This is a genomic window from Pseudocolwellia sp. G5-9, assembly GCF_055808995.1.
Map to the genome: position 1 here is coordinate 3604831 of NZ_CM147893.1, position 26448 is coordinate 3631278.

20 protein-coding genes and 1 pseudogene are annotated in these 26448 nt (G+C 36.0%); 19 read left to right on the forward strand and 2 right to left on the reverse strand.

What is annotated here, in order from left to right; translation table 11 throughout:
- Nucleotides 1-5 precede the first annotated feature (5 nt).
- The 8 genes and pseudogenes from miaA (at nt 6) to AC0L5Q_RS15560 (ending at nt 8798) form a co-directional block, all read left to right on the forward strand.
- Nucleotides 6-950 (forward strand): tRNA (adenosine(37)-N6)-dimethylallyltransferase MiaA, encoded by a 945-nt coding sequence (miaA, locus tag AC0L5Q_RS15525; protein ID WP_473610903.1) that lies wholly within the window; start codon nt 6-8, stop codon nt 948-950.
- 94 nt (nt 951-1044) lie between these two features.
- Complete coding sequence (hfq, locus tag AC0L5Q_RS15530) at nt 1045-1296, forward strand: RNA chaperone Hfq (protein ID WP_473610906.1); 252 nt, start codon at nt 1045-1047, stop codon at nt 1294-1296.
- Nucleotides 1297-1472: 176 nt separating this feature from the next.
- Nucleotides 1473-2759: a ribosome rescue GTPase HflX gene (hflX, locus tag AC0L5Q_RS15535; RefSeq protein WP_473610910.1), complete on the forward strand. Its 1287-nt coding sequence runs from the start codon at nt 1473-1475 to the stop codon at nt 2757-2759.
- Between the two features lie 43 nt (nt 2760-2802).
- Complete coding sequence (gene hflK / locus AC0L5Q_RS15540; protein WP_473610913.1) at nt 2803-3948, forward strand: FtsH protease activity modulator HflK; 1146 nt, start codon at nt 2803-2805, stop codon at nt 3946-3948.
- 3 nt (nt 3949-3951) lie between these two features.
- Nucleotides 3952-4836, forward strand: a complete 885-nt coding sequence (gene hflC, locus AC0L5Q_RS15545; RefSeq protein WP_473610916.1) for a protease modulator HflC — start codon at nt 3952-3954, stop codon at nt 4834-4836.
- A 459-nt stretch (nt 4837-5295) separates the two neighbouring features.
- Entirely contained in the window at nt 5296-6594 is a 1299-nt protein-coding gene (locus tag AC0L5Q_RS15550; RefSeq protein ID WP_473610919.1) for an adenylosuccinate synthase, read from the forward strand.
- A 369-nt stretch (nt 6595-6963) separates the two neighbouring features.
- Nucleotides 6964-8206, forward strand: a pseudogene (locus AC0L5Q_RS15555) (malic enzyme-like NAD(P)-binding protein).
- Between the two features lie 178 nt (nt 8207-8384).
- Nucleotides 8385-8798, forward strand: a complete 414-nt coding sequence (locus tag AC0L5Q_RS15560) for a hypothetical protein (protein ID WP_473610923.1) — start codon at nt 8385-8387, stop codon at nt 8796-8798.
- A 9-nt stretch (nt 8799-8807) separates the two neighbouring features.
- Here AC0L5Q_RS15560 and metJ read toward each other — a convergent pair whose 3' ends face one another.
- Nucleotides 8808-9137, reverse strand: a complete 330-nt coding sequence (metJ, locus tag AC0L5Q_RS15565) for a met regulon transcriptional regulator MetJ (RefSeq protein ID WP_077338895.1) — start codon at nt 9135-9137, stop codon at nt 8808-8810.
- A 205-nt stretch (nt 9138-9342) separates the two neighbouring features.
- Here metJ and metB point away from each other — a divergent pair, with 205 nt between their 5' ends.
- The 3 genes from metB to AC0L5Q_RS15580 all read left to right on the forward strand — a co-directional run bounded on the left by metB (nt 9343) and on the right by AC0L5Q_RS15580 (nt 14475).
- Entirely contained in the window at nt 9343-10500 is a 1158-nt protein-coding gene (gene metB, locus AC0L5Q_RS15570) for a cystathionine gamma-synthase (RefSeq protein WP_473610929.1), read from the forward strand.
- 27 nt (nt 10501-10527) lie between these two features.
- Nucleotides 10528-12996: a bifunctional aspartate kinase/homoserine dehydrogenase II gene (gene metL / locus AC0L5Q_RS15575; protein WP_473610932.1), complete on the forward strand. Its 2469-nt coding sequence runs from the start codon at nt 10528-10530 to the stop codon at nt 12994-12996.
- 87 nt (nt 12997-13083) lie between these two features.
- Nucleotides 13084-14475 (forward strand): hypothetical protein, encoded by a 1392-nt coding sequence (locus tag AC0L5Q_RS15580; protein ID WP_473610935.1) that lies wholly within the window; start codon nt 13084-13086, stop codon nt 14473-14475.
- A 48-nt stretch (nt 14476-14523) separates the two neighbouring features.
- Here AC0L5Q_RS15580 and argE read toward each other — a convergent pair whose 3' ends face one another.
- Nucleotides 14524-15675, reverse strand: coding sequence for an acetylornithine deacetylase (gene argE / locus AC0L5Q_RS15585; protein ID WP_473610937.1), 1152 nt, complete (start codon nt 15673-15675; stop codon nt 14524-14526).
- Between the two features lie 246 nt (nt 15676-15921).
- On the opposite strand from argE, the gene argC reads away from it, so the two are divergent.
- The 8 genes from argC to AC0L5Q_RS15625 all read left to right on the forward strand — a co-directional run bounded on the left by argC (nt 15922) and on the right by AC0L5Q_RS15625 (nt 26441).
- Nucleotides 15922-16962 (forward strand): N-acetyl-gamma-glutamyl-phosphate reductase, encoded by a 1041-nt coding sequence (gene argC, locus AC0L5Q_RS15590; RefSeq protein ID WP_473610941.1) that lies wholly within the window; start codon nt 15922-15924, stop codon nt 16960-16962.
- The gene (gene argB / locus AC0L5Q_RS15595) at nt 16962-17750 is read left to right on the forward strand and encodes an acetylglutamate kinase (protein WP_473610946.1); all 789 of its coding nucleotides are present in this window, start codon (nt 16962-16964) and stop codon (nt 17748-17750) included. The genes argC and argB overlap by 1 nt, the downstream gene beginning before the upstream one ends.
- A 62-nt stretch (nt 17751-17812) precedes the next feature.
- Entirely contained in the window at nt 17813-18736 is a 924-nt protein-coding gene (locus AC0L5Q_RS15600; RefSeq protein WP_473610949.1) for an ornithine carbamoyltransferase, read from the forward strand.
- A gap of 242 nt (nt 18737-18978) precedes the next feature.
- Complete coding sequence (locus tag AC0L5Q_RS15605; protein ID WP_473610954.1) at nt 18979-20256, forward strand: argininosuccinate synthase; 1278 nt, start codon at nt 18979-18981, stop codon at nt 20254-20256.
- Between the two features lie 2 nt (nt 20257-20258).
- A complete protein-coding gene (gene argH, locus AC0L5Q_RS15610) occupies nt 20259-22193 on the forward strand; it encodes an argininosuccinate lyase (protein ID WP_473610958.1) in 1935 nt (644 codons plus the stop codon).
- Nucleotides 22194-22222: 29 nt separating this feature from the next.
- Complete coding sequence (argA, locus tag AC0L5Q_RS15615; protein ID WP_473610962.1) at nt 22223-23533, forward strand: amino-acid N-acetyltransferase; 1311 nt, start codon at nt 22223-22225, stop codon at nt 23531-23533.
- Between the two features lie 242 nt (nt 23534-23775).
- On the forward strand, nt 23776-24282 hold the full coding sequence (locus AC0L5Q_RS15620; RefSeq protein ID WP_473610965.1) for a polysaccharide biosynthesis/export family protein: 507 nt from the start codon (nt 23776-23778) through the stop codon (nt 24280-24282).
- Nucleotides 24283-24287: 5 nt separating this feature from the next.
- Nucleotides 24288-26441 (forward strand): GumC family protein, encoded by a 2154-nt coding sequence (locus AC0L5Q_RS15625; protein WP_473618318.1) that lies wholly within the window; start codon nt 24288-24290, stop codon nt 26439-26441.
- Nucleotides 26442-26448 lie beyond the last annotated feature (7 nt).

Consider the following 26448-nt stretch of genomic DNA (forward strand, 5'->3'; position numbering starts at 1 on the left):
TAATTATGCCAACTACCGCTGATATGAATAAATCTTTACCCATTATTTGTATCATGGGGCCAACAGCTTCCGGTAAAACCGCGTTAGCTATGGGACTGCAAGATCAGTTACCTGTTGATATTATTAGTGTTGACTCAGCTCTAGTTTATAAACATATGGATATAGGTACAGCAAAGCCTACATTTGAAGAGTTGCAAAAGTATCCTCATCAATTAATTAATATGATTGATGCAGCAGAAAGCTACTCTGCATCAGACTTTTGTAGTGATGCATCAACGGCAATTAAACGTTCACACGCCAACCAGAGAATTCCTGTGCTGGTTGGTGGAACAATGATGTATTTTAAAAGTCTTATTGAAGGGATATCGCCTTTACCTGCAGCTAATGCAGAAATAAGAAAAGAAATTGAATTGGAAGTTGCCGAAAAAGGCTGGGACAAACTTCATGAAGAATTAGACGCTATTGATCCTGTATCTGCGGCAAGAATTCATAAAAATGACCCTCAACGGTTATCAAGAGCATTAGAGGTTTATCGTTTAACAGGGAAATCTTTAACCGAATTAACACAGGTAAAAGGTGAGGGCTTACAAGGTAATGTATTGCAGTTTGCCTTAACACCAAAAAATCGTAGTACTTTGCATGATCGAATTGAATTACGATTTAATCAAATGATTACTCAAGGTTTTGAACAAGAGGTCGTTAAATTAAAAGAACGACAAGATTTACATATCGACCTACCATCAATGAGATGTGTAGGTTATCGGCAAATGTGGCAATATTTAGATGGAGATTATGATCACAAAGAAATGATATATAGAGGCATATGTGCAACTAGGCAATTGGCTAAACGTCAATTAACTTGGTTACGTAGCTGGCAAGGAGCAACCAATCTTACGATGGAAGATGAAAATAATTTGCAACAAATTATCTCAATCGTAAATAAACTTTAAATATTGATGTATAATTAATAACTTGGCTGAATACTCAGCTATAATTATTACAAAAATAGCAACAATCTATTAAAAATAACAAGAGGGCCAAAAAATGGCAAAGGGGCAATCGTTACAAGACCCGTTTTTGAATGCTTTACGTCGTGATCGCATTCCTGTAGCAATATACTTAGTAAATGGCATTAAATTACAAGGGCAAGTTGAGTCTTTTGATCAATTTGTTATATTGCTTAAAAACACGGTAAGCCAAATGGTTTACAAGCATGCAATTTCTACTGTAGTACCGTCACGTGCTGTGATTACTACACCAGCAGCATCGAATGAATCTGCGGATCAACAAGATTAATGATACTGATGGTACAAGTGGTTATAAATATTCTAGATTTGAAGACTCGCTGTTGGATTGAATATATTAATTTACTCAAAAGTTTCATTCAAAAAACTCAGTTACATGGTAGTAAATGATAATCATAACTGAGTTTTTTTCTTATCCTTTTAATTTCATAAATAGGTATTGTTTCATTGTTTGATCGTTACCAAGCAGGCGAACAGGCAATACTTGTTCATGTAGATTTTCCAGATGAAAACGCACGTGAAGACTTACAAGAATTTGAAATGCTTGTAAGCTCTGCGGGCGTTTCTGCGCTTACTGTTGTTACAGGAAAGCGAGACAAACCTCATACTAAGTATTTTGTTGGTAGTGGAAAAGTTGAGGAAATAGCCGAAGCTGTTCGTTTATTCGAAGCTAATGTTATTTTGTTTAACCACACTTTATCGCCCTCTCAAGAAAAAAACGTTGAAGCATTATGTCAATGTCGAGTCATTGATAGAACAACGCTTATTCTCGATATTTTTGCTCAACGTGCGCGTACGCATGAAGGTAAGTTACAAGTTGAACTCGCACAACTTAGGCATATGAGTACTCGGCTTATTCGAGGCTGGACCCATCTAGAAAGACAAAAAGGTGGTGTTGGCTTAAGAGGTCCCGGCGAAACTCAATTAGAAACGGACAGACGCTTATTACGTGAGCGTATGACCAGTATTCGTAAGCGACTCGAAAAAGTAGAGCGTCAAAGACAGCAAGGTCGAAGAGCAAGAACACGCGCAGAAATCCCAACAATTTCACTTGTTGGTTATACTAATGCGGGTAAGTCGACCCTATTTAACCATATTACCAATGCAGATGTTTATGCTGCTGATCAGCTTTTTGCGACACTAGATCCTACGTTAAGAAGAATTGAAGTTGAAGATGTAGGCCGTGTTATTTTGGCTGACACTGTTGGATTTATAAGGCACTTACCTCATGATCTTGTAGATGCATTTAAAGCAACATTAACTGAAACACGAGAAGCTGAACTTCTTTTACATGTTATTGATATAGCAGATGAAAGGCGTTCTGAAAACATAGAACAAGTTCAACATGTATTAGATGAGATTGAAGCGGGTGATGTTCCTCAACTATTAGTTTGCAATAAAATTGATAAGTTAGATGATATAGAACCTAGGATTGATCGAGATGAAACAGGTATGCCGATACGTGTATGGTTATCAGCCCATGCAGGAATTGGTATTGAATTGTTGTTTCAAGCGCTTGCTGAGCGTTTAGGTAAAGAAATTGTTACACAAAAAGTCACAATACCTCCTCACGAAGGTAAGCTACGTGGTATTTTGTATGAGTTAAACTGTATTACTGATGAATCATATGACGAATTAGGTAACTGCTTACTGAATATAAAATTACCTAGTCGTGAATGGAATAAATTATTAAAACAAGATAACGCGGCAATAGAACGCTTTATCATAGATTAACAGACTGATATATTAGCAACAATTGTATTTATTGGAGAACACCATGGCTTGGAATGAACCGGGGAATAATGATAAAGACCCCTGGAAAAATAAAGGTGGAAAAAATCAAGGTCCACCTGATTTAGACGATTTGTTTAAAGATTTAGGTAATAAATTTGGCGGAATATTTGGTGGTAATTCATCAAATGGTGGAAAGGCCAGTAAAAACTTTTCTAGTATAGGTATTAGTATTGCTCTTATTGTTGCGATTCTTGTTTATGTATTTAGTGGTTTTTACACCATTAAAGAAGCAGAGCAGGGGATTGTTTTACGATTTGGTCAATATACCGGTAATGTGGAGCCTGGCCTTCGTTGGAAATGGACATTTATCGATAAAGTCATACCTGTTGATATTCAAACAACTAGAAACTTACCAGCTTCAGGTTTTATGCTTACGCAAGATGAAAATGTTGTTCGTGTTGAAATGCAAATACAATATCGTGTAGTTAATGCACGTAATTATATTTTCAGTGTTACAAATGCTGACGACAGCTTAAGTCAATCCTTAGATAGTGCATTACGATATGTTGTAGGTCATGCCAAAATGGATGATGTTTTAACAAGTGGCCGTGAAGTCGTAAGACAAGCTGTTTGGAAAGAACTAGAAGAAATTATCGAACCTTATAACCTTGGTTTAATTGTTGTAGATGTTAACTTTAAGGATGCTCGTCCACCTGAAGAAGTTAAAGATGCATTTGATGATGCAATATCTGCTCAGGAAGATGAAGTTCGATATTTACGTGAAGCCGAAGCTTATGCTCGTGGTATTGAACCAAGAGCTCGTGGTCGAGTGAAACGTATGGAACAAGAAGCATTAGCTTATAAAGAACAAATTGTATTAGATGCAGAAGGTGATGTAGCTAAATTTAATAAATTACTTCCTGAATATCAGGCGGCTCCAGTGGTTACTAGAGAACGTATGTATCTTGCCACTATGGAAAAAGTATACGCTAATACGAGTAAAGTTATGGTTGATGTAGATGGTGGTAATAACATGATGTATTTACCATTGGATAAAATAATCCAAAACCAATCATCGCAGTCTAATAGCGTAACGTCACAACCTAATATTCAGCAGCCTATATCAACTAGCTCGTCAACGACTACTAATAGTAATCGAGCTGATAGATTTAACAGTGGGAGAAACTAAGCGATGAAAAACTTTATTATTGCTATTGTTGCAGCATTATTTTTGCTGACTGTTTCTTCAGTGTTTGTTGTATCAGAAGGACAGCGTGGTATCGTATTTGAATTTTCAAAAATTAAACGAGACTCGACGACTGGAGATATGCTTGTATATGATCCAGGACTTCACTTAAAGTACCCATTCATCAACACCGTTAAAAAAATTGATGCTCGTATACAAACACTTGATGAAGGCGCAGACCGCTTTGTTACTTCTGAAAAGAAAGATGTAATTGTTGATTCATTTGTTAAGTGGCGAATTGTTGATTTTTCAACTTACTACCTACGTACAACAGGTTCTATTGATAATGCGAGAGCACTATTAAAACAAAAAGTAAATAATGGTTTAAGAACTGAATTTGGTTCTCGAACGATTAAAGAAATTGTTTCAGGTGACCGAGATTCTATTATGGAAAAAGCACTTGTTAGTGCCAAAAGTAGTAGAGAAGATCTGGGTATAGAAGTGATTGACGTACGAATTAAGGCAATAAATTTACCTGCCGAAGTAAGTGCTTCAATATATGACCGTATGCGTGCTGAACGAACAGCTGTAGCTAAAGAGCATCGCTCACAAGGCCAAGAGCAATCTGAAATTATTCGTGCAACGATTGACGCTAAAGTAACAGTAATGTTAGCTGAAGCTCAAAAGAACTCGTTTGAAATTAGAGGTAGTGGTGATGCTTTAGCTGCTAAAGTATATTCTGATGCATATACTAAAGATGCAGACTTTTATAAGTTTTTTAGAAGTTTAGAAGCATATGAAAACAGCTTTAATAGTAAGAATGATATTATGGTGATAAAACCAGACAGTGATTTCTTTCATTATTTAAAAAATCCTGCAGCAGCTAAATAATACTTTAACTTTTAGCTAGTATTTTTTAAGGCCATGATTTATTCATGGCCTTATCGTTTCTACCTATTTTAAATTACTGATAATAAATATATACAATAATCACTATTCATATAGTGTTTCAGTAGTAAGTTAAAACAGCTTAAATAAATATTACCCTTCAAAGTTAAATCCAAATATTCATGTTGACGAATAGCGTAAATATAAGAACACTCATTGAATATTTAAGCGATCATACTTTTAATTGCTGCTTTTATCTTTGAGTAGTTAAATAAATAGAACCACTAATGCATTGCGGCTTCATACCTAACTTACTAAATTTAAAAGCTATAATTGAGAGCGCCAATAAATATTGATTTGTATATTTTATAAACTCAATGAAAAGCCGTATTTAGTACTTGGACTGTCATTTCATATTTGATAGAATCCTCGCCTAATTTTTTCTATTAAAAATTTTCTAACATGGGTAAAAACGTTGTAGTTCTAGGCACTCAATGGGGTGACGAAGGTAAAGGTAAGGTAGTTGACTTACTTACAGATAAAGCTAAATACGTAGTTCGTTATCAAGGTGGGCACAATGCTGGTCATACTTTGGTAATTGACGGTCAAAAAACCGTATTACATTTAATTCCTTCTGGTGTATTACGTGAAAACGTAAAATGCTTAATTGGTAATGGTGTTGTTTTATGTCCGAAAGCATTAATGACCGAAATTAGCATGTTAGAAGAACGTGGTGTACCGGTAAGAGAGCGTTTATTAATTAGTGACGCTTGTCCTTTAATTCTTCCTTATCACAATGCATTAGATGCAGCGCGTGAAATTGCTCGTGGTAATAAACCAATCGGTACTACAGGTCGTGGTATTGGGCCAGCATATGAAGATAAAGTTGCGCGTCGAGGTTTACGTGTTGGCGATCTAATTAATACAGAAACATTTGCTGCAAAACTTAAAGAAATTATGGAATACCATAATTTTGCATTAACGCAATATTATAAAGTTGATGCGGTAAGTTACGAAGAAGTACTTGCTGATGCTCTTGCCGTTCGTGAAATTATTATTGGAATGATTGCCGATATTCCTGAACTTTTAGATCAATCTCGCAAAGCGGGCGAGTCTATTATGTTTGAAGGGGCTCAAGGTACTCTCTTAGATATTGATCATGGTACTTACCCTTATGTAACTTCATCAAATACAACGGCGGGTGGTGTTTCTACTGGTTGTGGTTTTGGTCCTCGTAATCTTGATTATATTTTAGGTATTACTAAAGCTTACACAACACGTGTTGGTTCAGGTCCATTCCCTACAGAATTAGACGATGAAATTGGTGAACACTTAGGTACAGTAGGTCATGAGTTTGGTGCCACTACTGGACGTGAGCGTCGTTGTGGTTGGTTTGATGCTGTTGCTATGCACCGTGCAGTGCAAATTAATAGTATTACAGGTTTTTGTTTAACAAAGCTTGATGTTTTAGATGGCTTAAAAGAACTAAAAATTTGTACTGGTTATAAAAAACCAAACGGTGAAATTATTACGGTTTCTCCTACAGCTGCCGAAGGTTATGAAGAAATCACTCCTGTATATGAAACACTTTCTGGTTGGAGTGAAAAAACAGCAGGTGTAACTCAACGTGAAAACCTTCCAGCTAACGCCATTGCTTATATCAAGCGTATTGAAGAAGTAACAGGTGTCCCAGTTGATATTATTTCTACGGGACCTGATCGTAATGAAACTATTATTTTAGTTAATCCGTTTGACGAGTAACTAATAAGTTCCTTTTGATTGAAGCCACTTTTTAAGTGGCTTTTTTATTGCCTGCTAATATTTCCTTTTTAACTAAATCGTTATTCATCAAGCTACACTACGACTATTATTATAAAATTTTTTATTATAATGTTTGTCCACCTGTATCTTTACATACTCGATTACCTAATAATTCTGTTTGTTTGTTAATACTTTAGTTTTTAATAGAGCATCTAAGTATTTTATATAGTCAAAAACTATTTAAAATACAAAGCAAAAGCAAGAGTTTCATGTTATTTTGTTGTGTCATTAAGAATGAGTCATAATTCGTATAATTTGTTCTTTAATGTGAAGTATTACACCTTACCTTTTATGTATTAGGATGCAACCATGACAGATTTCCGCCAGCAAGCTCTCGATTATCATCAATTTCCAACACCAGGGAAAATTAGTGTTGAATTAACTACACCCGCTGAAACAAGTTTAGATTTGTCGTTAGCGTATAGCCCCGGTGTGGCTGAGCCTGTTAGGGAAATTGCGAATAATCCTGATGATGTATATAAGTACACTGGCAAAGGAAATTCAGTTGCTGTTATTACTAACGGTACAGCTATTTTAGGTTTAGGTAATCTAGGTCCTATGGCCTCGAAGCCTGTAATGGAAGGGAAGTCTCTTCTGTTTAAACGTTTTGCTAATATCAATTCTTTCGATATTGAAGTTAAACACAATACAGTTGAAGAGTTCATTAATACTGTCGCTAATATTGCTGATAGTTTCGGCGGAATTAATTTAGAAGATATTAAAGCGCCAGAATGTTTTGTAATTGAAAAAGCATTAATTGAACGTTGCAAAATTCCTGTCTTTCATGATGACCAACACGGCACAGCAATCGTTACAGCCGCAGGTATGATTAATGCGCTAGAAATTCAAGGTAAAGATATAAAGTCTGCAAATATAGTTTGTATGGGGGCGGGGGCTGCTGCTATTGCCTGTATGGAATTATTGATTAAGTGTGGAGCTCAACGTGAAAAAATTTACATGCTCGACACTAAAGGTATTGTGCATACTCGCCGTGACGATTTAAATGAATATAAAAAACTTTTCGCTAATAATACCGATAAAAGAACATTAGAGGATGCCATAGAAGGGGCTGATGTTTTTGTTGGGGTTTCTGGACCCAATTTATTATCGGCTGAGCATGTAAAATTGATGGGGCCAAACCCCGTTATTTTTGCGTGTTCAAACCCAGATCCTGAGATAAAACCTGAGCTAGCACATGCCACAAGAGATGACCTTATTATTGCTACGGGTCGTTCGGACTATCCAAATCAAGTTAATAACGTTTTGTGTTTCCCTTTTATCTTTCGTGGAGCTTTAGATGTTCGTGCAAGAACGATTAATGATGAAATGAAAATAGCAGCGGTTCATGCAATCAGAATCATTAGCAAAAGAAGAAGTTTCACAAGAAGTTTTGGTTGCTAGTGGCGTGAAGAATTTAGTATTTGGTAAAGAATATATTATACCTAAACCTATGGACCCGCGTTTATGTGCAAATGTAGCGCGAGCTGTGGCACAAGCAGCGATAGATTCAGGTGTAGCCGCTTTAGAATTACCTGATAATTACATGCTCTAATTATCAGTTATATCGTTATTTGTGTTGTGAATTTGAGATCTTAACCAGAGTTCAGATTATCTTACATAATGATTATATTAAAGAAGGGCTAAAGCCCTTTTTAGTTTCCACTGAACCTGCATCTTGAATAGTAACGGGTATATAATTAAGATCTTGTTTTTATTTAAAGTGAAAATTGATGGAAGACGACCTACCAATAAGTATTACGGCTAGCGAAAAGTTATTAGCTCATTATGTCAAATTAAAGGGCATTATTAATAAACAAGAAGCGCATGTTAATTTTCAAACATTAGCGGCAGGTTGGTATGAGGATGAAAATAACGTTTTAACTATTCAGTTTTATATAGAAAAAAATGATGAATATTTACAACAAGTATCTATTGAAAGGATAGGTGATAAAATTGAAGTTGCAGATGATGTTATGATTTATGTTAACAACAAAGATATAAGCTGTTTTGTTGCGATCACTGAATCAGAAATAGAGTTATTAGATAAAGAGCCTAAAATATTATCAGGCTACATTACAATGAAAGTAAAAAAAGTGATTAATGAGATTGCTGAAAAACAAGGGTTGTTAACCTTGCCTTCATAAATTTATGAATTAATCGTCTTCAGTTTCATAAGCACTAAAGTCTGTAATACCTTTAGCCTCTAATATTTTACGAACGCTAGCAGGTAGTTTTTCAGTATTGTCTTTAGCTAAATCGTTATCATCAGGTAAAGGTTGGCCGGTAAAAGCATGTAAAAAGGCTTCGCATAATAATTCGCTATTAGTAGCATGGCGAAGATTATTAACCTGTCGACGAGTTCTCTCATCAGTTAAGACCTTAAGAACACGTAAAGGAATAGAAACGGTGATCTTTTTTACTTGTTCACTTTTTTTCCCGTGTTCGGCGTATGGATTAATATACTCGTCATTCCACTCTGCCATAAATTACTTACCCTTTAATATGGAATATCTGATTGAACAATATCAACAGACACTAATTCACTAATTTTACTGTTTGTGGGCGCTGAGTCAATAACGAATGTGTAGAAGTTTAGATGTCTAAAATTTCTTGACCAAGTTTAGTAAACCGTTTAGAGTTTTAGACATCTAAACATCTATTTAAAATTATACCTAGCTGGAGTCTCAAATGACTAAGAAAAGTATGGCAACAATAGCGGCAAGAGCTGGTATTCGTAGTGACAAGCAACACGTCGGTGTAGTGCCTGCAATACATTTAGCAAGTACCTATGCTCTAAAAGGCTTCAATGAAAAGCGTGATTATGATTATTCACGTACCGGAAACCCAACACGCTCTACTTTTGCAGAAGCGGTTGTTGAGTTAGAAGAAGGTACAAAAGGCGTTGTAACAAGCACAGGTATGGCAGCTGTACACCTTATTTGTCAATTATTATGCACAGATGATGTACTTGTTGTACCACATGATTGTTATGGTGGTAGTTACCGATTATTCACGCATCTAGCAAAAAAAGGCAATTTTAAGTTAATTATTGTTGATCAAAACGATGAAAATGCTTTAGCTGAAGCCCTTAAACAAAAACCTAAATTAGTACTGATTGAATCACCGAGTAATCCATTATTACGTATTGTGGATATCGAGAAAGTCACCAAAGCAGCACACGCTGTAGGTGCACTTGTTGCCGTCGATAATACTTTTATGTCTCCTCTTTTACAAAAACCTTTGCTTTTAGGTGCTGATATTGTGTTTCATTCAACCACTAAATACATTAATGGTCATAGTGATGTGGTGGGTGGCGTGTTAATAACAAAAGATGAAGCTTTAGGCGATGAATTAGCTTGGTGGGCAAATTGTATAGGTATAACGGGATCTCCTTTCGATAGTTACTTAGCATTAAGAGGCTTAAAAACATTACCTGTAAGAATGAAGCAGCATCAAATTAATGCAGCTAAAGTGGCTGTGTTTTTAAATGAACACGATGCTGTTGATGCGGTTTATTATCCAGGTTTACCTGATCATCCTGGTCATGATATTGCTAAAAAACAGCAAGCTAGTTTTGGCGCAATGATGAGCTTTGAAGTTAAAGGCGGTGTTGAGTCTGTAAAAAAACTCTTTAAAAATCTTAATATGTTTACGCTAGCTCAATCTTTAGGTGGTGTGGAAAGTTTAATTAGTCACCCATCGACTATGACACATGCAGGAATGGAAATATCAGCTCAATTAGAAGCGGGTATTACTCAGTCGTTAGTGCGGGTTTCTGTTGGGATAGAAGACGTAGACGACTTAATCGCTGATTTATCGCAAGGCCTTTTAGCTTCACAAAAATAAGAATAAACACAATTGATGTTGGTAAATATGAACTCAGTAAATGATATTGAACAATTAGTTAGTGAAAAAAATCAATTAGCTAAACACGCTGTACATGTGCACAAATTTGGTGGCAGTAGTTTGGCTAATGTTGAGTGTATAGAACGTGTCGTTAACATTATTAAAAATCATTGTAAGCTAAATGATTTTGTTGTGGTTTCAGCTAATGGAAAAACAACTGATGCGCTAGTGGCTATATATCAGCAAGCCGTTGAATCGTCAGCAGCGTTAAATGATTCTATTGTTGCGTTGCAAAAGGCTCAATTGTCTTTAATTAAGAGTTTAGTATCAAGCCATGTAAGTCATTTGGAGCAATTACTGGCTCAAGATATTGAGGCGTTAAAAGGCTGGGTTGTTCATACTGACCTTAATCACGTAGAAAAAAATGAAGCGAATATACTTGCGCTTGGTGAAGTGTGGTCAGCACGTTTATTATCTGCGGTACTAAATGAGCGCGTATGTGCAAGTTATTATATTGATTCGCGCGATTTTCTTGTGGTAAATAATGATCAAAATTGTGTAGTAGACGATACCTTAAGTCATCAGCAATTTAATACCTTATTACAAACTAAACAATTAGCTGTAATAACTGGTTATATCGCTAAAAATGCAGCTGGAGAAAACTGTACATTAGGTCGAAATGGCAGTGATTACTCGGCTACTATTGTTGCTTCGTTAGTGGGGGCATTAAACGTGACTCTTTGGACAGATGTTGATGGCATTTATAGTGCTGATCCTCGTATTGTTCCGCTAGCAAGAAAATTACACCGCTTACCTAATGGTGTTGCCAAAGAACTAGGACGACTAGGTAATCCAGTATTACATGCTAAAACGTTACAACCCCTTGAAAATCATAGTACGCATTTACATATAGCGAGTAGTTATGATCCTCATACAAGTGGTACTGAAATAGGACGATTTGGTCAAATTGCTAAATCTGAACTTTCAGTCACTTATCTTAATGATTTAATTTTAGCTCAATCTACTAGCTTAACTGGATCGTATGGTGAGTTAGCCATCAAACAGTTTTCTGCAATTTGTTCAGATATCAGTACTGGTTTTGTTGTTATTACACAAGACAAACAAAAGGCATTAAGTCAGTGGTTAGCAAGTCATGATACGGAAGTGTCATTTACTCCTGTTTCAATTTTAGCCGTGGTAGGGCATGAAGTATCTAAACATGGTGATGTAAAAGCGAGATTTAAACGGGCATTGAAAAAATACCAGCCTATACATATTGTTAGTTCTACTAATGAGCATAGCTTAATTTCTATTTTACCTCAGGTATGTAGTGGAGAAATGGTGAATAACATTCATCACGACATAACAAAAGATGCTCGTCATATTGGTGTCGTTATTGCTGGGTTGGGTAACATTGGAGCACGTTTTTTAGAGATGTTACCTGCGCAAGTTGATCGTATTCCTGCACTTGAAAATGTTCATGTAGTCGGTTTGATCACGTCTAAAAAAGCATTAATTAAAAGTGACGGGATCGATGTGACTCAAGCCTTATCTCTGTATGAAAGTGAGGCTAAACCTTATGATCAGGATAATTTACTTTCGTGGCTAGCTAATCATCCCTATGATGAACTGATTGTTGTAGATATAACACCAAGTGAAACTTTTAGCTTGTTATATCAAGATTTTTTTGAACAAGGTATTCATGTTATTGGTGCTAATAAATGGGCCGCGTCGTCTTCGACATCTCAGTATAATAAATTAGTGAGTACGGCTAAAAAACATCATAGCTTATGGTTAGGAAATACGACCGTTGGTGCAGGGTTACCTGTTAACTTTGCTATTGCAAATTTATTAGAGTGTGGTGATTCTATTCAAGAAATCTCGGGTATCTTTTCAGGTACTCTTTCTTGGTTATTTGAAACTTATGATGGCTCCGTGCCTTTTTCTGAATTACTAAAATCAGCATTAGCACAAGGGATAACCGAACCCGATCCTCGTGAAGACTTATCAGGTAGAGATGTACAACGTAAGTTATTAATTCTAGCCCGTTTAGCTGGTTTTGAACTTTCGCTTGATGACATAGATTGCCAAAATTTAGTCCCCGAACATTTACAGCACTTAACCACCGAAGAATTTCTTAGTAAAGCCGAGCAGCTTGATACTTATTTTGCAGATAAACTGAAAGACGCCAATAGTAAAAATGCTTGTATACGTTATGTAGCATCGTTTGTTTGTGAAAATGATAATCAAGCCAATATTAAAGCCAAAGTCAGTTTAGAAGTGCTCCCTAAAACAGATGCTTTTGCTAATCTTACCCCTTGCGATAATATTTTTAAGATTGTTAGCCAATGCTATAAAGATAATCCTTTAATTATTCGGGGCGCAGGGGCTGGGAGAGATGTTACAGCAGCAGGATTACACTCAGATTTAGCGATTATTTGTAAACAGCTTATGCATAAACAACAGCAAGTTAAATTAAAAGGGATTGCTTTGTAAAGTGAATAATAAGTTAATTTACTTGTCTCTTTTCAAATATTTACTAGTCTTAATGTATTGTAAATATTTGAAGTTATTTTGTAAGCCATGTCTTTAAAGCATACTCAAGATACAAACTTTACCAAAAGTGTTAAAGAACTCTCTCGACAAATTTTTGGTAAAAGTTATAAAAAAGAATCTATGCTTGACCGAGCTATTGATTTCTTTGCTCAGCTGAGTCCTTCTCAGGGGCAAGAGGAACCTAAAATAAAGTCAGGTACTAAAGCGTGTAAAGAGCTTGAACTTAGAGAGTTAGAACGAGAACAAAGGCATGAACACTTAGACACTCTTTGCCGAGATATTATTGCATTATGTGAAGGAGAAAGTTTCGTAGAAGATAACCGTAAATCTTCTCAATTACTTGCTACCATTCAGCTTCTTAGTCCGAGTGAAGGGAGTAAGGTTGCACTATCTAACGAGTTAAATAAGCCTTTATATAAAGCAGTGTTATGCCTAAGATTACTCGATCGACTATGTATTGATAATGCGATTACCGAACCTTATATTAAAGAGCGCTTAGCTAATTTATCCCCTCTTCAATATCAGCGCTTTTCATTGATTGATGCCGTTGCTTATAAAAGGTTTGTTGATGAAGTTAAAATACCGTTAGTTAAAGCTGCATTGTTACAAGATATTGGTAATAATCATCCTGAAGCGCAACTTATACTAAAAGGGACAAACGGTACTAAAAACCCATTTAGAATGCTAGATTTGGAAGATAGAAGAAAATTACTTCAAATCAATTACCGAGAAACAGTTAAATATCTTGTTGAAGGTATTGGTGTAGCAAAGTATGTAGGGAATTTAAAAGAAGTTCGTGATGCTTTTAACGAAACGGAAAAGCGTAAATTACTTTTTATTAAAGGATTATTGAAAGCAAGCATTAATCCTAAAAAAGGCATAGGCAATTTACTTAAAGTTCCTCAAATTTACACATCAATCATCCTCTCTACAAAACCTAAATATGATTATAAGCTCTTGCCTAAAGTCTATCAGGTGCTCTATAAAAATGCGGAAAAGGGAATTTGTTATCACTTAGTTGTTGATGCGTTACGTACTATAACAGGGATTTTTCCTTTAGGTTATGGAGTCACTTACATTGTTGAGAACTTTCAAGGGGAAATAAAATACTCCTATGAATATGCCATTGTGAAAATGTTATATCCAGAAGATCCAGAGTTACCCATTTGTAGAACAGCCACTCGAAATTTGGCCTTTATTAACTTTGGGCAAGACATTATTGTGCCTAAAGAGCGTAATTTACATTTTCCTATGGCTGTTGAAAAACTCAACACAATGAGCAAAGAAAGATTATATGAAATATTAGCTTTATTATCGTCAAATTATGCAGAACGAAAAACACTTGATCTAATTCCTCGCTGTTGGTCGGCAAATGAATACTTTTCAATGCCAGCTCATCAAAAATTATGGAATAAGTAAGTCAAATCAGGGATAAGTCGTACTTATCATTATTACCGTGTCAATTTTCTATTTTAAGCAGTACTTTTTGATCATATTAATCAGTAATTCTTCTGTTTTTGTTATTTCAGATAATGCTAAAAATTCGTTAGGTTGATGTGCTTGGTCTATTGAACCTGGCCCCATAACGATGGTTTGACAACCTAATTCTTGAATAAAAGGAGCTTCAGTTGCGTAATTTACAGCACAGCATTTATGCCCTGAAAAATGTTCGGCAGACTCAATTAAATCACTCGGCTGAGTTTGTTCAAAGCTAGGTGAGCTCGGGTGCAGTTCATTAATCGTAATTCTTCCAGGGTATTTCTCAGCTAAAGGTTTTAGTGCGTCAGTTAAACAGGTTATTAATTCATCATCTGTCATACCCGGTAATGAACGCATATCTATATCTAAATCACAGTGTCCGCATATACGGTTAGAATTATCACCGCCTTTAATAGCGCCCATATTCAGTGTAGGAGCAGATACATCAAATGCCGTATTACTATAATTTAACGCCAGACTTTCTTTTAAGGTGAGTAGGGTACCAATAACTTGATACATTATTTCAATCGCATTTACACCTAAGCTTGGTTTACTTGAGTGGCCCGACTGACCTTCAACACTTATTCGGTGGGACATATGTCCTTTATGCATAATAATAGGCACTAAATTAGTAGGCTCTCCAATAATAGCGACATCAGGTTTGATCTCTTGGTTTTGTGAGAAAAAACGTGCGCCAGCCATGGTAGTTTCTTCATCTGCGGTAGCTAAGACATATAAAGGCTTTTTAAGGGTTTTAGCATCTAAGTCTTTACATGCTTGTAAAATAAAAGCGAAGAAGCCTTTCATATCACAAGTGCCTAAACCAAAAAATTTATTGTCTTTTTCTATAATTGAAAAAGGGTCGGATTGCCATCTGTTTTCATCAAAAGGAACCGTGTCACTGTGGCCAGCAAGTAATAATCCACCTTCTCCTGAACCTAGTTTTGCCAATAAATTATATTTATCACGAGTATTGGGCACTTTTTGAATACTAATGCTGAAACCTAAAGATTCAAACCAGCCAGATAATAAATGAATTATTTCCTTATTTCCTTGATCCCAACTTTCTTGACTCGAGCTAATAGATGGGCTTGAGATTAATTCTCGAAGTGCAGTCGTAAAATTAGGTAGATTTTTCATACTATTCGTCTCAAAAGTTATTTTTGGGTAGTTATGCTGATTTGTTGCATAACTAGTTATCGGATGATAATATGCTACCTTAGTGTAGATAACCTAAATCAATAACGCTACGGAAAAATACCGAGATAAAAATCCCACCTTGTTGTGAATTTTTAAAACCTTATTTAACATCCTGTTTTATTTGATAAAAATAAATGTTATTGCCTTTTCAGTTATTACGAATATTAAATAGTTTTAAGGAATAGTATGAAAGTCGCGATTATTGGAGCTAGCGGTTACGTTGGTGCTGAGTTAATTAATTTATTAACAGCTCACAATAAAATATCAATCGTTCATCTTTTGGTGTCAGAAAATAGCTCGTCTGAAGGTTTATTATTTTCAGACCTTCATGCTAAATATCAAGGTATTTGTGACTTGCCTTTGCAAGCTTTTTCTCCTGCCTGGTTTGATGAAAATATTAAAAATGCTGAAGATAAAATTGACGCGGTATTTTTTGCTACGCCGCATGAATATAGTGCAGAATGGGCACATGTATTTTTAGATGTTGGTGTAAAAGTATTTGATTTATCTGGTGGTTTCCGTTTAAAAGATGCGGCTGATTACCCAACTTATTATGGTTTTGAACATAAAAACTTATCTGTCCTTGAACAAGCTAATTATGGTTTAGCCGAATGGTTAGACGAGTCGTTTGCTGATTCTAAAATTGTTGCTGTTCCAGGTTGTTATCCAACAGCAAGTTTATTAGGTTTAAAGCCTATTACAGCGAATAACTTACATATTGAAAATTCTTTAATTGTTGTAAACGGCATTAGTGGTGTATCGGGGGCTGGCCGTAAAGCATCATTAGGTACTAGCTTTAATGAAGTGAGTTTAACGCCTTATAATATTTTACAACATAGACATCAGCCAGAAATTAGTCAGGAAGCTAATGCTCAAGTTATTTTTAATCCGCACTTAGCACCATATAAACGTGGGTTATTATCAACGGTAACTTTGCAATTAAAAGCTGGTGTTACTGAAGAACAAGTGAATCAAGCATACCATAATGCTTATGATGACAAACCATTAGTACGTATTGCCGCAACGTGGCCAAAAATTGATAATGTTGCTTATACACCTTTTGCTGATATTCATTGGAAATACGATGCTGAAAAGCAGGTTGTGGTGGTAAGCACAGCAATAGATAATCTTTTAAAAGGTGCTGCATCACAAGCTGTTCAATGTGCTAACTTAACGATGGGGTTACCAAGCGAATATGGCTTAATTCCTAATGTAGGTATTAAGTAATGAAGAAAGCTGTAATGAAACCTTTGGTCATTAAAATCGGCGGAGCTATTCTTGAAAAAACATCCGCATTAAACGCGTTATTTGTTGAATTAGCTAAATTAAAAGATCAATCAATAGTGCTAGTGCATGGCGGTGGTAGTTCTGTTGATACACAGTTAGCACAAGCGGGTTTTACAACACAAAAAAAAGACGGTAAACGCATAACCCCAGCTGAGCAGATGCCTGTTATTTCTGGAACTTTAGCGGGATATGTAAATAAAACTATTGTTGCTGAAGCAAATCAATTAAGTCTTGCTGCGGTAGGGTTATCATTAGGTGATGGCAACATGGTAAGCTGTACATTGGCTGATGCTGAATTGGGAAGTGTAGGTGATCCAAGCCCGAACAACAGCGCTTTGTTAAAAACGTTATTAGCTAATAACTTTTTCCCTGTTGTTTCTTCAATTGGCACGTTAGATAATGGTCAATTGGTTAATGTAAACGCTGACGATGCAGCGGTTGCTATTTGCCAATTATTAGAAGCAGAATTATTACTATTAACCGATGTGCCGGGCGTTAAAGGTGCTGAAGGTGAATGGTTAGTTGAACTTGGTAGTAAACAAGCTGCCCAATTAATTGAACAAGGTGTTATTGCTGGTGGTATGACAGCAAAAGTAAATGCAGCGTTATTAGCTGCTAATCAGTTACGACGAAGCATCGCGGTTGCCAGTTGGCAGTCTCCCGAGCAAATCGTCAATTTGATCAAAGGTGACAATATAGGCACCCGTATTTTATACCAAGCTGATTAAACATATTTTACTTATTGCGCGAATGTCATTGTACGTTACATAGCACTCAAAAGGTTACTCGTATGTCTTTACAGAATTTTTTAGCTGATGATCAGCTAAGCAAAGAGCAAATACTTGATCTAATCAAGCTTGCTAAAAAAATTAAAACAGCCCCTGCTAATTACTCTCAAGCTTTAGCAGGTAAATCAGTTGCTATGATTTTTGAAAAACCGTCGTTACGTACACATGTAAGTTTTGATATGGGTATCAATAAACTTGGTGGCCATGCTCTATATTTAGGGCAGCAAAACGGTAAATTAGGTGAACGTGAACGTATTAGTGATTATGCAAATAACTTGTCATGTTACGCTGATGCAATTGTTGCTCGTGTATTTAGTAATGCTTCAATTGAGGGCTTAGCTAAACATGCTAGTGTACCTGTTATTAATGCTTTGTGTGACGTATATCATCCCTGTCAGTCGTTAGCTGATTTTGTAACGTTATCTGAAAATTTTGATGACTTAGCAAAAGTAAAACTTGCTTATGTAGGCGATGGCAATAATGTATCTAATTCATTAATGTTAATGGCTGCAACGTTAGGTGTTGATTTTACGCTTATTTGTCCGGAAGGTCATGGGCCAAGTGATGCAATGCTGACTAAAGCGCAAGTATTAGCTGAAAAATCTGGATCTAAAATAGTCTTTAGTACGAATATAAGTAATATAGCTCAGCAAGATGCTATTTTTACTGATACATGGGTATCTATGGGTGATGAAGATCCTACGAAAAAAGCTGAAATATTAGCAAAATTCGCTCCATATCAAGTAAATCATGAATTAATGGAAAAAGCGCAGGCTAAAATAGTTTTACATTGCCAGCCTGCTCATTTAGGTGAAGAGATCACCGAAGAACTATTTGACGATAAAGACAAGTCAGTGGTTTTTCAAGAAGCAGAGAACAGAATGTGGGCACAGAATGCTGTACTCGTCACTCTTTTAGCTGATTGAATAAAATTCTAATTAATTGATACGATAACTAAGTTAAAAGCACTTATTGAACTATTTCAATTTCGTGCTTTTTTCTTGTTTTAGTATCAACTAAAATAGAGGCAGTATTCATTCAAAGATTAACAATATTTACTGGCTTTGAAATATTTAAAAGCCAGTAAATTTAAATTAAACAGTTTGTAATCTCAGTAGCCGGCATTTCAGCCGTATAAATGCCGATTACAAAGATTAAGGAATATAAAATGGCTTTAGCAGCAAAGAAAAAAATTAAAAAAGTAGTACTCGCGTACTCAGGTGGATTAGATACATCAGCAATCATTCCATGGTTGAAAGAAAACTATGAAGGTTGTGAAGTTGTAGCGTTTTGTGCTGATGTTGGTCAAGGCGAAGAAGAATTAGTTGGTATTCAAGAAAAAGCAATCGCTTCTGGTGCTTCTGAATGCCACGTTGTAGATCTTAAAGAAGAATACGTTAAAGACTACATTTATCCAATTCTTAAAACTGGTGCTGTATACGAAGGTCAATATTTATTGGGTACTTCAATGGCGCGTCCCGTTATTGCTAAAGCGCATGTTGAAGTTGCTTTAAAAGTAGGTGCAGACGCGGTATGTCACGGTTGTACTGGTAAAGGTAACGACCAAGTTCGTTTCGAATCTTGTTTTGCTGCATTAGCGCCAGAGCTAACTGTTATTGCGCCATGGCGCGAGTGGGACATGGTTTCTCGTGAAGACTTATTAGATTACTTAGCCGAGCGTAACATCCCATGTTCAGCTTCATTAACTAAAATTTATAGCCGTGATGCAAACGCATGGCACATTTCACATGAAGGTGGTGAGTTAGAAGACCCATGGTGTGAGCCGTCTAAAGAAGTTTGGACGATGACGGTAGATCCAATGGATGCTCCAGATGAAGCTGAGCGTGTTCAATTAAGCTTTGTTAAAGGTGAATTAGTTTCTGTTGATGGTAAAGACTTTACTGAAAATGGTTCTCCAGCTCACGATGCATTAATGTACTTAAATGCTAAAGGTGCTGCACATGGTGTTGGTCGTATCGACATCGTAGAAAACCGTTTAGTAGGTATGAAGTCTCGTGGTTGTTATGAAACTCCAGGTGGCACAATCTTAATGGCTGCATATAAAGGTTTAGAAACCTTAATTCTTGATAAAGAGTCATTAAAATACCGTGAATCAATTGGCCTAGAATTTTCTCATGTAATTTATGATGGTCGTTGGTTTACACCATTAGCTAAAGCACAACTAGCTGGCGCAGCATCTTTTTCTGAGCAGTTAACGGGTGATGTTGTTGTTAAATTATACAAAGGTGTTGCACAAGTTACACAACGTCGTTCACCTAACTCTTTATACTCAGAAGCCTTTGCTACATTTGGCGCTGATGACGTATACGACCAAAAACATGCTGAAGGCTTTATTCGTTTATTCAGCTTGTCTAGCCGTATCACTGCGCTTTCTCAAAAAGGCAGCAAGTTAGAAACTTCTCCTTCAGAAAAAAAGGATAGCTAAGCATGGCATTATGGGGCGGCCGTTTTAAAGGCGAAGCTAGCGTACAGTTTAAAAAGTTTAATGACTCATTGCCTGTGGATTACCGCATGGCAGTGCAAGATATTGTGGGTTCAATCTCTTGGGCAGGTGCAATTCATAGTGTTGGTGTGTTAAACGAAGATGAACATACCCGTTTAGTTGCAGCGCTTAATGAATTAAAAGCGTCAGTTGAAGCGGATCCAGAGCAAATTTTAACGTCAGATGCTGAAGATATTCATAGCTGGGTTGAAAGTAAGCTCATTGAAGCAACAGGTGATTTAGGTAAAAAAATTCATACTGGCCGTAGCCGTAATGACCAAGTCGCTACAGACTTAAAGCTTTGGTGTAAAGAAACGGGCGGCGAATTATTGTTTGCTTTAGTTAGCTTACAGCAAGCCATGTTGGAATTAGCTGAACGTGAAAAAGACACGGTATTGCCGGGGTACACTCATTTACAAAGAGCTCAACCCGTAACTTTTGGTCATTGGTGTTTAGCTTATGTTGAGATGTTTAACCGTGATATTGGTCGTTTAAAAGACGCTTTATATCGTGCTGATACTTCACCATTGGGCTCAGGAGCTTTAGCTGGAACGGCTTACCCAATTGATCGTGATTTGTTAGCGAATAACTTAGGTTTTCGTTGTGCAACACTCAATAGTTTAGATGCTGTTTCTGATCGCGACCATGTCATAGAGCTTCTTTCTACAGCAAGTATCAGCATGATGCATATGTCGCGCTTTGCTGAAGATTTAATATTCTACAACTCAGGTGAAGCCGGTTTTGTTGAAATGAGCGATTTAGTTAGCTCAGGCTCTTCATTGATGCCACAAAAGAAAAACCCTGATGCATGTGAATTAATTCGTGGTAAATCTGGACGTGTTATTGGTTCTTTAGCAGGTATGTTGGTAACAATGAAGGCTTTACCTCTTGCGTATAACAAAGATATGCAAGAAGACAAAGAAGGCTTATTTGACGCTTTAGATACTTGGATCGAAGTTATGCAAATGGCGGTGCTAGTTGCTGACGGTTTAAAAGTTAATCGCTCTCGTACATTAGCAGCAGCACAGCAAGGTTATTCAAATGCGACTGAATTAGCTGATTACCTTGTTGCTAAAGATATTCCTTTCCGCGAAGCACATCACATTGTGGGTGAAGCGGTACTGGCTGCAATTGATGCTGGGCATGCATTAGAAGACTTTACTTTAGCTCAATTACAAGAGTTTAGTGATAAAATTGAAAATGATGTTTATCAATATTTATCTATTGAATCGTGTTTAGATAAACGAGACTCTAAAGGTGGAACTTCACGTATTCAAGTGCAAAAAGCTTTAGATAACAACCAGTCAGGTGAAAACGACAACCTAAGCGCGCAAGTTATTGGTGCTCCAGGTAAAGTGCAAATTCAACATGCGTTAAAACAAGTAACACAACGTTTAAATGCACAGCGTGCTGCCGCATTATCAGTTCGTCGTGCCCGTATGTCTGATGTAGATAAGATTGCTGAACTTGTTGCTTTATGGGCAGATAAAGGTGAGATTTTACCTCGTAGTCGTGACAATATTATTCACGATATTCAAAACTTTGTTGTTGCAGAAATTGATGGCCAAGTTGTGGCAAGTGCGTCACTTTATATCTATCAAACGGGTTTAGCTGAAATACGTTCAGTGGTTGTTGATGCTGCTTTCCATAAGCAAGGTCATGGACAAGCCATGGTGCAATATTTATTAGAATTCGCTTATGAAATAGAATTACAAAAAATTATTGTATTAACTTATGTACCTGAATATTTTACTAGATTAGGCTTTGCTTTAATTGAAAAAAGCTCGTTAGCGGATAATATTATTGAAGATAGTGAACAAAGTCCTCATAAAAATCCTGAAGACGAAGTGGCAATGGAATATATTGTTCAACGCTCATAGCGGAAACAAAAGTAGTAGTGAACCTGTAAATGAATAACGACGATAAAAATAACGTTAAGTGGTTTAGAAATGCAGCACCATACATTAATGCGCACCGTGGCAAAACGGTCGTACTCATGTTTGGTGGTGAAGCGGTAGCACACCCTAATTTTGCTAATATCATTCATGATATTGCTTTGCTGAGAAGTTTAGGGGTGAAACTGGTGTTGGTACATGGAGCTAGACCACAAATTGAAGAGCGTATGCAACTTCTAAATGTTGAGCCTTTAATGGAAGACAATATTCGAATTACCGATGCGGGTACTTTATCTGCCGTTAAAGACGCTACAGGGTCACTACGACTTGATATTGAAGCATTGTTAACTATGGGATTAGTTAATTCTCCTATGCATGGCTCACAAATTAGAGTCAGTACAGGTAATTTTGTTATTGCTAAACCTATTGGTGTAAAAAACGGTGTCGATTTTAAACATACGGGTACGGTAAGAAGAATTGATACTGTAGGAATTAACACGCAACTAGATTTTGGCTCTATCGTATTATTGTCACCTGTAGGTTATTCATCTACGGGGGAGGTTTTTAACTTGTCGTTAGAAGATGTAGCAACACAAACTGTTATTTCTTTAAAAGCAGATAAATTAATTACGTTTACAGATGCTGATGGATTAATGAATGAGCAGGGGGAATTAATCAAAAGTTGTGGTGTAAGTACCGTTAAAGCGTTACTTGATGTAACGGAAGATCCCGTCAAACAATTACTTATGCGAGCTATAATACAAAGTAGTGAAAATGGTGTTGAACGTTGTCACTGCCTAAATTACGAAAGTGATAGCGCATTGTTACAAGAGTTATTTACTCGAGACGGTGCTGGAACATTAATAGCAAAAGACTATCAAGAGCAAATATCTACAGCAACAATTGATGATGTGGGTGGGATTTTAGAATTACTCGCACCATTAGAAGCCGAGGGTATTTTAGTAAAACGCTCAAGAGAGTTACTTGAAGTTGAAATTGAACGCTTTACTGTAATTAAAAAAGAAGACGTTATAATTGCGTGTGCAGCACTTTACCCTTACCCCAAAGAAAATTCAGGTGAGGTAGCTTGTGTTGCTATCCACCCTGATTACCGTAAGGGTAATAGAGGTGTACGATTAATTAATACGATTGAAAACTTAGCTAAAGAAAAAAAATTATCATCAATATTTGTACTTACTACCGTGAGTGCTCATTGGTTCCTAGAGCAAGGCTTTACGGAGCAGTCAGTAGATAGTCTTCCTGAAGATAAAAAGAAAATGTACAACTTTCAACGTAAATCGAAAGTTTTTTCTAAAAATATTTAGATCTTTCTCATTAATAGCAACAGACCCTAATCTAACATATAGCAATATTACTAATAAACTGACCATATTAGTTCAGTTTATTAGTGAAATTGATATTCATAATCAGTATTTTCCATACAAAACTCTATTTTCATCTCTTTTATTTACTAGATTGTTACAACAATGTTACTGTGTACTTGTCTTAAATTAAAGTTTAAGGTCAAATAGTCGAAACAGTAATATTCTGTGAAAGTAGGTTGTTTATGCGTTTTTTAATTTTACTGCTGTTATTAAGTCAGTTTGCTTTGGCAAGCGATTATAAGTTAGGCCCAGGCGATAAGATTCAAATTATTGTTTATGGTGAAGATGATTTAACAGCCAATGTGAAAATTGATAAATCAGGTTTTATCTCATTTCCTTTTTTAGATGATATTCAGGTAATAAATTTATCGGTTAAAGAATTAGAAAAAGTAATATATGATGGTTTGCTGGGAGATTATTTAATTTCGCCACAAGTATCAGTATCTATTTCTCAATACCGGCCTTTTTTCATACATGGTCAAGTTAATAGACCAGGCGGGTATCCTTTTCAAGACGATCTTACGTTTGATAAGGCTATTGCTGTTGCTGGGGGGTTATCATCTAGAGCTTCCTTAACAGATTGGACTATCACTAGAAAAGTGAATGGAAAAACAGTAAAAATAGAAGCTAATGTAGCAACTCAAATATTTCCTGATGACATAATAAAAATAGAGCAGAGTTTTTTTTGAACAATGTGAATAAAGATCAAGAAAGTATAAAAGCGCCTAATGAAGACATTGCGCTAAGTGAAGTACTCAGACCGCTATGGGTTAGGCGTTGGAAGCTTGTATTTTTTACTTTATGTGTAACCTTGTTTTTTTCTTTTTATGTTTCGTTGTTAAAACCAAGTTATGTTGCAACTGCAACTCTACAAATTGGTAATAATAAGCCGAGTAATACTTTATCGATTAATGACGCTTTCAATGAAACGAATGCCAGCGAAGAACAAATTAGAACCCAATATGAATTGTTGAAATCGCGTAAATTTGCTGAGAGAGTCGCGACACGACTAAATTTAGCGCGACATGAAGAGTTTAATAGTAATAAATATAATAATAAAATCCCTTATTTAGCAAATAGGGGCAAAAGCAATAATACACCATCGTTAAGTTCGGTAGTGGGAGCTTTCCAGCAGCGTTTATCAATTGAGCCTATTGGAAATACTGAACTTGTAAAAATCAGCTTCCGTTCATACAGTCCAGAGCTTTCAAAACAGGTTGCGAATCAAATAGGTGAAACATATTTACAATATCAAGATGAGATCCATAGCGCCTCAAAGGAATCTACGTCTCAATGGTTGGTTGATCAGCTTGAGGAATTAGGTCAAAAATTAGAATCATCAGAATTAGCCTTACAAGAATATAGGGAAGCTGAGGGGATTGTTGATATTCAAGGTGTCGTTGGCTTGGTTGCTTCTGAATTAACCGAATTAACTTCATCAGCTTTACAAGCTGAAAAATATAAAGATGACCTTAAGGTTACTTATGAATATATTCAGAACAACAAAGAAAACCTAAGTGGATTAATGGAGTTAAATGAGGTCAGTAGTCATCCAACTTATGTTCAATTACGTCGTTCACAAGAAGTTGTTGAACGAAAAGTATTCGAACTAGCAAAACGGTATGGTCCGAAACACCCTAAGAGAATTGCCGTCGAAGCAGAGTTTGAATCAATAGAATCTCGCATTAATATACAAATAAATGAAATTATCACCTCTATTGAAAAACAATATTCTTCTGCTATTCAAAAAGCTCAAGCGAATAAACAAAGATTAGCTGCAGCTAAAAAAGACTTTTTAAGATTAAGCCGACTTAAAAATAAATTCTTTCAGTTACAGCGAGAGGTGGACACTAATAAAGAATTATATGGCAATTATCTTGTTCGTTTAAAAGAAGCTGATGCAATGGGAAACTATAAAACAAATTTTTATGTACGTTTTATTGATAAAGCTATTTTACCCAAATCTCCAGTAGCACCCAACAAGCGATTGTATGTAGTCATTAGTTTTATACTCTCATTTTTAGCTATTTCAATCGTTGTGATCATGCGTGAATTATTGGTTGATACTTTAAATTCACGACGAAAACTTGATAATTTTCAAGAGGCCCCTATTTTAGCTGTATTACCTAAGTTTAAATTAAAAGCTGGTAGTTCATCTCATTCAGAAGTTAGTGATAACCATTTTACTGAAGCGGTTAGAACTTTAAGAACTTCACTTTTATTTAATGGAGAGAAGAAGCCACCTAAAGTTATCGCCATAACATCATCAGTACCAAATGAAGGAAAATCAACCGTTGCTTTACATTTAGCTCGCTCATTTAGTGAAATGGAAAAAGTGTTGTTAATTGAAGCTGATTTACGTCACCCAACGGTTGCTAAGAATTTAAACTTAGATGTTCACCGCCCAGGGCTCTCAAATTTATTAGCTAAAACGCATCAAATTAATGAATGTATCGTTAGAGATAAAAATGTAAAGTTAGACATTCTAACCTCTGGTATTTCACCCGCTAATCCGCTCGCTTTTTTATCAATGAAACGTTTTAGTATGTTAATTAAAGTTTTTGGTAATTTTTACGATAGAATTATTATTGAAACTCCTCCAGTAAATGCAGTAAGTGATGCAGTTATTATTTCAAAAATTGTTGATAGCGTTGTTTATATTGTTCATGGTTCAAAAACTAAACGAGATCAGATAACTCAAGGTTTGCGTATGCTCAAACAAGTTAACGCACCCATTGAAGGCGTTGTAATTAACCAAAGTGAAAACATTGATACCGATAAATACCAAAATAAATATTACAATGATATGGCTAATATAATTAAACTTCCTATTCGTAAACAGATGTAATCCATTT